This window comes from Gordonia sp. (in: high G+C Gram-positive bacteria) (genome assembly GCF_049647785.1).
In the GTDB taxonomy this organism is placed as follows: Bacteria; Actinomycetota; Actinomycetes; order Mycobacteriales; family Mycobacteriaceae; genus Gordonia.
Genome location: NZ_JBARYI010000085.1, coordinates 1 through 7,875 on the forward strand (window position 1 = coordinate 1; position 7,875 = coordinate 7,875).

Genomic DNA, 7,875 nt, shown 5'->3' on the forward strand with positions numbered 1-7,875 from the left:
CCGGAAGCTAAGCCCACCTGCGCCGATGGTACTGCACTGTAATGGGTGTGGGAGAGTAGGTCACCGCCGAACACAATTTAAGCCAAGCCCCCGAACCAGCAATGGTTCGGGGGCTTGACTCATTTGCAGCCAAAGTAGCCGTGCCTGCACTTCCCGCCGTATTCCGCGAATGACGGCTAGGCTGCCAAGATGACGGAACTCGACGAGGCGGACCTCGGTGGACAGGGGAGCGCGTCGACCCTCGAGTTGTTTTTCGACCTTGTCTTCGTCTTCACCATCACCCAGCTAACACATTCATTCAGCGTCGCTCCCAGTTGGAAGACCGCTGGAGAAGTTTCGTTGATCTTCATGATCGCCTGGTGGATGTATAGCGGTTACGTGTGGCTGACAAACGAGATCGCACCGTCGACCACAGGGCGGCGCTCGGCCCTCATGGTGGGGATGTTCGGGTTCTTTATCGTTGCGCTAGCGGTGCCAGATGCTGTGGAAGGCCGCGGACTTGTGTTCGGGTGGGCGTTCCTGGGGGTCACGTTAATCCACGGACTCCTCTTCCGGGTATCGGGAGGGCCATCGTCAGCTCAAGCCGTAATGCAGATCTTGCCGCTCAATCTCGGGGCTTCGCTTCTGGTGGTTGCCGGCGGATACGCAAGTTCGCCACTCAGCTATCTCCTGTGGGCGACGGCGGTACTCGTTCTCATCATCGGGCCGTCTCGACGTTCACGATCGGTCGACGGATTCGTTGTCCGACCCGGGCATTACAGTGAGCGACACGGCGGGGTTCTTATCATCGCCATCGGCGAGTCGATCGTGGCGATCGGTGCCAGTCTCGCAGGGATGGAGATGGACCTAGCCTTCTTCATCGACGTCGGGCTGGGTCTGGCAATCTGCTATGTGCTGTGGTGGTCATTCTTCGGCGTCGACGACGAGCAGGGCCGCCACGCGTTGGAATCGCTTCCTGTCGTGCAGCGAAACCGACCGGCACTGCTTGCCTATGGTTATGCCTTCGTGCCAATGCTGCTGGGTGTCCTGTTCACTGCTGCCGGCCTCGGCATGACGATCTCGCACTCCGGTAGCCACGCTTCCTGGCCCCAAGCCGTCGCACTGTCTGGTGGTGTTGCCCTCTACATGATGGGTCAAACGCTGTTCCGGATAGTTTTACGTCTACCCCGACCTTGGACCAGGCTCCTCGCCGCGGCGATAGCTGCCTTCACAATTCCGATCGGCGTCTATGGTGGCGTCTGGATGCAACTCGTCAGCATTCTGATCTTTGTCTATGCCATCATCATTGCCGACGACGTCATTGGCGTCAGGGCCGGCCAACACGGGCAATACCTGTAGCGGCGACTAAACGGGCGGGAGCGCCACGTACTTCGTATTCAAGTATTCGCCGATCCCCTCAGACCCGCCTTCGGAGCCGAGGCCTGATTGCTTGATGCCGCCGAACGGCGCAGCGGGATCGGACACCACACCACGATTAACTCCGACCATGCCAGCTTGAAGCCTGCTTGAGACTCGTTGAACTCGGGACAGATCGGTGGAATAGAAGTACGCCGCCAGCCCATACTCGGTGTCGTTCGCAAGTCGCAGTGCTTCCTCTTCGGTGTCGAAACTGACGATGGTGGCGATGGGGCCGAAGATTTCCTGCGTCAAGATGTCAGACCCCTGCGGAATGCGGTCGATGACGGTAGGAGCGTAGTAGAAACCATCGCCCGGCAGCGATGTACCGCCAGTATGGACTTGCGCGCCCTTGGCGACGGCGTCCTCGACCAGGGCGGCCATCCGCGTGCGCTGACGGTCGTTGATGATGGGGCCAAGTTGCGACGCCTCGTCCCAGCCCGGGCCAACCTTCATCGCGGCAATCCGGGCGGTGAGCTTACGGGTGAATTCTTCGCGCACCGACTCTTGGACCAAGAGCCGATTGGCGGCCGTGCAGGCCTCACCGCCATTGCGGAGTTTCGCGCTCATCGCGCCTTCAACTGCGGCATCGAGGTCGGCGTCCTCGAACACCAGGAAGGGCGCATTTCCCCCGAGTTCCATAGATGTTCGCAACACATGCTTCGCGGCCTGCGCGAGCAAAGCGCTGCCGACCTGTGTGGAACCGGTGAACGAGACCTTACGTAGGCGCGGGTCGTCCATCACTGCCGCGACGACCTCCGGTGCCCGCACCGTTGGGATAGCCGCGAGGACACCCGCCGGTAGGCCCGCCTCGGCCATGATTTTCATAAGCAGCATGGTGGTGAGGGGAGTGTCCTCGGACGGCTTGACGACCATCGTGCAGCCAGCAGCCAAGGCGGCACCAATCTTCCTGGTTCCCATCGCGAGGGGGAAGTTCCACGGAGTAATTGCCAAGCAGATTCCCACCGGCTGCTTGGTAACCACGATCTGTCCGTTACCTGCCGGGGCAGTGGTGACACGGCCGTTAATCCGGGCCGCCTCCTCGGAAAACCATCGGAAGAACTCGGCGCCGTACGAAACTTCCGCGAGGCTCTCCGGGATGGTTTTACCCATCTCGAGGGTCATGAGGAGAGCAAAGTCGTCGCGCCTCGCGGTGATCAGGTCGAAGGTGCGCCGAAGGATCTCGCCGCGCTCGCGTGGAGGGGTGTTGGCCCAAGTCTCGGCAGCCGCCTCGGCAGCGTCGAGAGCTGCGATTCCGTCGTCGACGGTGGCATTGCTAACGGTCGCTAGAACACTGCCGGTAGCGGGATTGATGACGTCGAACGTCGAGCCATCCGAAGCCGGGCGTTCGACGCCAGCCACCCACAATTGGGTCGGCACATCGGCCAGCAAAGTTGCAGCAGCGTCGGGTAGTTCAGTCTGAGATACGGTGCGCTCGCTCATGAGTCCCGAGGGTAGTCCCGTATCAAGGGTGCCGGGGCCCCGCGGACGGACTGGCCGAGGAAACTGTCGGAGGGCTCCACTAGACTCGCGGTGTGCGTCTCGTAATTGCTGATTGCAAAGTCGACTATGTTGGTCGCCTCACCTCACACCTGCCGATGGCCAAGCGCCTGCTGCTGGTGAAATCCGACGGGTCCGTCAGTATCCATGCCGACGACCGTGCCTACAAGCCGCTGAACTGGATGAGTCCACCGTGCTGGCTCGCCGAGGAACCAGCGCCAGAAGGCAAAGACGACGTCAAGGCCGTGTGGGTCGTGGAGAACAAGGCCGGTGAACAACTGCGCATCACGATCGCGGAGTTCCACCTCGATTCGAGCCACGAACTGGGGTTAGATCCCGGGCTTGTGAAAGACGGTGTTGAGGCACACCTGCAGGAACTGCTCGCCGAACACATTGAGACGCTCGGTGCGGGCTACACGTTGATTCGACGTGAATACATGACGGCCATCGGACCGGTCGATATCCTGTGCCGCGACGCCGATGGGCAGACTGTCGCCGTCGAAATTAAACGTCGCGGCGAAATCGATGGTGTGGAACAGCTGACCCGCTACCTGGAGCTCCTGAACCGTGACGCCACAATTGCCCCGGTCGCTGGGATCTTCGCCGCACAAGCAATCAAACCGCAGGCCAAAACCCTCGCCAACGACCGCGGAATTCGGTGCGTCACTCTCGATTACGAGAAGCTTCGCGGCACCGAGAACAACGAATTTAAGCTGTTTTAGCGGACCTGAATTGTTCCTGGCGGGCCCTGCGGGGCCTTGTTAGGCGGTCGCTTGATCGTCGTCTTCTTTTTTCGCCGCCGAGCCGAACAGGCCGCCCAAGAACTTGTCGTCCCCAAAGCTGTCGTCCCCGTACTCGTTGTCGATGGCGTCGAGGACGTCGGTCTGCTCTGATGCTTCACCCGAGGAAGAATCATCAGTCGTGGTAAATCGATCGCGACCAACCAAGTTGCGATTGAGAAGAGCAAGATCGTCGCTCTCGGTGAGAGACACCAGGTCGAGTTCCTCGTCCGACAGCGCTAGGGCATCGGGGAGATTGGTGATGTGTTCGCGCAGTGCTGCGAGATGATCCAAGATCTGGGTGTGCGCGTCTTTCGCCGACGATGCGAGTTCGCGGGATCGTCCCAATCGGGCCATCGCGATGCTGTGGGCCGACCCCCGCAGGCTGGCAGCATCGCGTTCGGCAGCGGCGATAATTTCGTTGGCGCGTTCACGGGCAGACTCTTGATCGCGTTGGGACTGCTGCTCGCGTTGCTTGGCTTCGGCGTCGATTTTCGCGGCGCGCTCTTCGGCGTCCGTGATGATGGCGTCGGCGTGATCCTGCGCCAATTCCTTGGTCCGAACGGACGCCGCGGCGGCCTCGGATCGAATGTCTTCGGCTTCTTGCCGAGCTACCGAGAGGCGCTCATCGGCCTCATCGCGGGCGTTCGCCCGAACTTCGCTGGCTTCGTCGGTCGCCAATTGCAACATGCGGGAGACGCGATCGGTCATCCCGGCGACCGTCGTCGGCGGAACAGACAAGACGTTCACTTCGTCTTGCAGATCACGGATCCGGTGCCGTGCGTCGTCGAGCCGACCCTGCAAATCCTCGGCACTGGCGTGTGCAGAATCACGGTCGGAGGCCATCATGCGCAATTCGGCATCGAGCCGCCGCAAGTGATCGGTGACCTGATCGCGGTCGTAACCGCGCATGACGATGGGGAAGGGGCTTTGGCGATGTCCAGGGGCTGACATGCGAGCCAGTCTAGGGCGAGTGAGCCGGATTACTCAGGACCTGGCGCGGGGTGTTGGCTGCAGATTGATAACGAACCGATCAGGATGCGGGCGACCAATCCGTGGAAACCGCCCGCATCCTGCGATGAAATCAGTGACCAGCGGCAGGCTCAACCAGTTCCAGGAGGACGCCGCCAGCATCCTTCGGGTGCACAAAGTTGATCCGCGAATCGGCCGTGCCACGCTTGGCCGCCGGGTACAGCAGGCGCACACCCGCCGAGGTCAGACGCTTGGCGACCTCGTCGAGGTCGGTCACGCGCACCGCCAGTTGCTGCAGGCCGGGGCCGCTGCGATCGATGAACTTGGCGATCGTCGACGCCTCATTGAGTGGCGCCAGCAGTTGGATCATCGTTTCGCCGCCAGCGGGGCCAATCATGGCCTCCCGCACGCCTTGCTCCTCGTTGATCTCCTCGTGCTGATTAACGAAACCAAGGTTGTCGAGCCACCAGGCGGCTGCCACGTCAAGGTCGGGAACAGCGATGCCGACATGGTCGACGGTGGTCACAAGGTCACCGATCGCTGCCATCGGTCCGCTCGCGGTGGGGTTTGTCACGTCATTTGATGCGGAGTTGCTCATGCCATAACGGTAGCGTTATTAGCAGGCGGGGCGCTCATTACGGCTGCCCCGAGTAAGACAGCAGCGTCTGCGTCGTAGTTCGATTGGATGGACGCTGCCAACGCCAAGGAGCTGATTCATGTCCGACAACACCACTGTGATCGTATCCGGCGCGCGCACCGCGCAGGGACGACTGATGGGGTCTCTGAAAGACTTCTCCGCCGTTGATCTCGGCGCGATCGCCATCAAGGGGGCCCTCGAACGGGGCGGTGTTGACCCGGCCGTCGTCGATTACGTCATCATGGGCCAGGTTCTGACCGCCGGCGCCGGACAAATGCCTGCGCGTCAGGCTGCCGTCAAGGCTGGCGTCCCGTGGGACGTGCCTGCGCTGTCAATCAACAAGATGTGCCTTTCGGGCATCGACTCGATCGCCCTCGCCGACCAGTTGATCCGCGCAGGCGAGTTCGACGTCGTCGTTGCTGGCGGTATGGAATCCATGACGCAGGCACCGCACGTGCTGCCCGGAAGCCGTGGCGGTTTCAAGTACGGCAACACTGAACTCGTCGACCACATGGCGTTCGACGGGCTGCACGATGCGTTCACCGATCAGCCGATGGGTGGCCTCACCGAGCAGGGCAACGACGACAACGGCTTCACCCGCGAGCAGCAGGATGAGTTCTCGGCCCGTAGCCACCGACTCGCCGCCGAGGCCATCGCCAACGGGACTTTCGACAATGAGATCGTTCCCGTGCCGGTTCCGCAGCGCAAGGGTGACCCGGTGAACTTCGTCGCCGATGAAGGTGTTCGCGCCGACACGACCGCAGAGTCGCTGTCCGGGCTGCGGGCAGCGTTCCGCAAGGGCGGCACCATCACCGCAGGCAACTCGTCGCAGATCTCTGACGGTGCCGCAGCCGTGGTCGTGATGAGCAAGGCCAAGGCTGAAGAGCTTGGGTTGACCTGGCTGGCCGAGATCGGCTCGCACGGTGTTGTCGCAGGCCCCGACTCCTCGCTGCAGTTGCAGCCCGCCAACGCCATCAAGAAGGCGTGTGAGCGTGAGGGAATTGCCCCGACCGACCTCGATCTGCTCGAAATCAACGAGGCGTTCGCTGTCGTCGGTCTGGCATCGACTCGTGATCTCGGTGTCGACCCGGAAAAGGTGAACGTTAACGGTGGTGGCATTGCGCTCGGCCACCCGATCGGCACTTCCGGCGCCCGCATCACGTTGCATCTCGCGCTCGAACTGGCCCGCCGCGGAGGCGGCGTCGGCGTTGCCGCACTGTGCGGTGCCGGTGGCCAGGGCGACGCACTCATCATCCGAGTCCCGAAGGCGTGAACTTCTCAATGAACAGCTTTTTTGATCTCTCCACCCCGGCCAAGCGATTCCGCTTCATTGCTGTCATCGAAGCGATCACCTGGGGCCTTTTGCTGATCGGCATGGGCATCAAGTACGGCGCAGGCATCGATTCGGCGACCATGGTCCCCGGCATGCTGCACGGTGTCGCGTTCATCGCTTACGTCATTCTCGCCCTGCTCGCTGCTCGCGCACTGAACTGGGACGTGAAGGTCTTGGGCCTGGCGCTGATTGCGTCGCTGCCACCGTTCTTCAGCATCATCTTCGAATGGTGGGCCAAAAAGAATGGGCATCTGGGCGAACTGTCCAGTACCGAGTTCAGCGTGCCGGAGGATCGTGACACACTGAATGTGTGAGTAGACCTTCGCGACTTCCCATGTCCGGAAGCGCCGCAATGGCGATGACCGGAGCAGTAGATTTGCAAGTGCTCAAGGAGCGGGCCGAAGCGCAGCGTGCAGCTGCGACGCGGCCCGCTCCTTCGTCGGTTCCGGGCCGAAGTGCCCCGGCCGTCATCGACGTTGTCGAGTCCAATTTCGAAAGCGACATCGTCGAACGGTCGATGAGCCAGCTCGTCGTCGTTGATCTTTGGGCGGCGTGGGCTGAGCCGTCGGCGCAGTTGTCGCCAGTGCTTGCTCGGTTGGCCACCGCTGCTGGAGGGCAGTGGACGCTGGCCCGAGTTGATGTGGACGCCAGCCCCGGCATCGCCCAGGCGTTTGGTGTGCAGTCAGTACCGATGGTGATCGCCATGGTTGCCGGGCAGCCGGTGACCGCGTTCAATGGCGCGCAACCGGAAGAGCAGATCCGCGCCTGGATTGACGACATCATCGCCAAGACCGCACACATGCTGCCCGACGGCGGTGGTGCGGGTGCGGCCGCCGAGCCTGACGACGATCCGCGGATGGTGGCTGCCGAAGGGTTGATGGACGCTGGCGATATGGATGGTGCGCTTAATGCCTACCGTGCGATCGTCGCTGAGGAGCCTGGCAATGTGGAGGCCGCGGCGGCGGTCCGAAACCTGGAGTTCGTCATGCGGGCGCAGGCACACGATCCGTCAATTGTGGGTAGCGCGGAAGCTGGCGACGTCGACGGTCAGTTGGCGGCTGCCGACGTACTGCTCCTGGGTCAGCGGCCAGAGGCAGCGTTCGACCGAATCATCGACCTCATCAAGGTCACCCGCGACGACGACCGCACCAAGGCGCGAGCACGTCTGTTAGAACTTTTCGAATTGTTCGACCCCGCCGAGCCCTTCGTCGTGGCAGCACGGCGCAAGCTCGCGACCGCCCTGTACTAGGGCACCCCGT

General features: G+C 62.1%; 8 protein-coding genes. 5 read left to right on the forward strand and 3 right to left on the reverse strand.

Going from position 1 to position 7,875, the window contains the following annotated elements:
* Positions 1-189: 189 nt before the first annotated feature.
* Positions 190-1,338 carry a low temperature requirement protein A gene (locus tag WBA38_RS14870; RefSeq protein ID WP_424293347.1) on the forward strand — a complete coding sequence of 383 codons (1,149 nt, stop codon included), beginning with the start codon at positions 190-192 and terminating at the stop codon, positions 1,336-1,338.
* Positions 1,339-1,344: 6 nt separating this feature from the next.
* On the opposite strand, the gene WBA38_RS14875 is transcribed toward WBA38_RS14870, so the two are convergent.
* Positions 1,345-2,838, reverse strand: a complete 1,494-nt coding sequence (locus WBA38_RS14875) for an NAD-dependent succinate-semialdehyde dehydrogenase (protein WP_424323021.1) — start codon at positions 2,836-2,838, stop codon at positions 1,345-1,347.
* 92 nt (positions 2,839-2,930) lie between these two features.
* Here WBA38_RS14875 and nucS point away from each other — a divergent pair, with 92 nt between their 5' ends.
* Positions 2,931-3,617, forward strand: coding sequence for an endonuclease NucS (gene nucS / locus WBA38_RS14880; RefSeq protein ID WP_424294949.1), 687 nt, complete (start codon positions 2,931-2,933; stop codon positions 3,615-3,617).
* A gap of 39 nt (positions 3,618-3,656) precedes the next feature.
* Here nucS and WBA38_RS14885 read toward each other — a convergent pair whose 3' ends face one another.
* Positions 3,657-4,628: a hypothetical protein gene (locus WBA38_RS14885; protein ID WP_424294948.1), complete on the reverse strand. Its 972-nt coding sequence runs from the start codon at positions 4,626-4,628 to the stop codon at positions 3,657-3,659.
* Between the two features lie 130 nt (positions 4,629-4,758).
* Positions 4,759-5,244, reverse strand: a complete 486-nt coding sequence (mce, locus tag WBA38_RS14890) for a methylmalonyl-CoA epimerase (protein WP_424323022.1) — start codon at positions 5,242-5,244, stop codon at positions 4,759-4,761.
* 118 nt (positions 5,245-5,362) lie between these two features.
* Here mce and WBA38_RS14895 point away from each other — a divergent pair, with 118 nt between their 5' ends.
* The 3 genes from WBA38_RS14895 to WBA38_RS14905 are packed head-to-tail and all read left to right on the forward strand — an operon-like array spanning position 5,363 to position 7,865.
* Positions 5,363-6,556 carry an acetyl-CoA C-acetyltransferase gene (locus tag WBA38_RS14895; protein WP_424294944.1) on the forward strand — a complete coding sequence of 398 codons (1,194 nt, stop codon included), beginning with the start codon at positions 5,363-5,365 and terminating at the stop codon, positions 6,554-6,556.
* Between the two features lie 8 nt (positions 6,557-6,564).
* Positions 6,565-6,930 carry a DUF3817 domain-containing protein gene (locus tag WBA38_RS14900; RefSeq protein ID WP_424294954.1) on the forward strand — a complete coding sequence of 122 codons (366 nt, stop codon included), beginning with the start codon at positions 6,565-6,567 and terminating at the stop codon, positions 6,928-6,930.
* A 44-nt stretch (positions 6,931-6,974) separates the two neighbouring features.
* On the forward strand, positions 6,975-7,865 hold the full coding sequence (locus WBA38_RS14905; RefSeq protein WP_424294952.1) for a co-chaperone YbbN: 891 nt from the start codon (positions 6,975-6,977) through the stop codon (positions 7,863-7,865).
* The last annotated feature ends 10 nt before the right edge of the window (positions 7,866-7,875 follow it).

Coding starts and splice junctions, on each gene's coding strand:
- WBA38_RS14870 (WP_424293347.1), top strand. CDS start 190: ATGACGGAACTCGACGAGGCGGACCTCGGTGGACAGGGGAGCGCGTCG.
- WBA38_RS14875 (WP_424323021.1), bottom strand. CDS start 2,838: ATGAGCGAGCGCACCGTATCTCAGACTGAACTACCCGACGCTGCTGCA.
- WBA38_RS14885 (WP_424294948.1), bottom strand. CDS start 4,628: ATGTCAGCCCCTGGACATCGCCAAAGCCCCTTCCCCATCGTCATGCGC.
- mce (WP_424323022.1), bottom strand. CDS start 5,244: ATGAGCAACTCCGCATCAAATGACGTGACAAACCCCACCGCGAGCGGA.
- WBA38_RS14895 (WP_424294944.1), top strand. CDS start 5,363: ATGTCCGACAACACCACTGTGATCGTATCCGGCGCGCGCACCGCGCAG.
- WBA38_RS14900 (WP_424294954.1), top strand. CDS start 6,565: ATGAACAGCTTTTTTGATCTCTCCACCCCGGCCAAGCGATTCCGCTTC.
- WBA38_RS14905 (WP_424294952.1), top strand. CDS start 6,975: ATGACCGGAGCAGTAGATTTGCAAGTGCTCAAGGAGCGGGCCGAAGCG.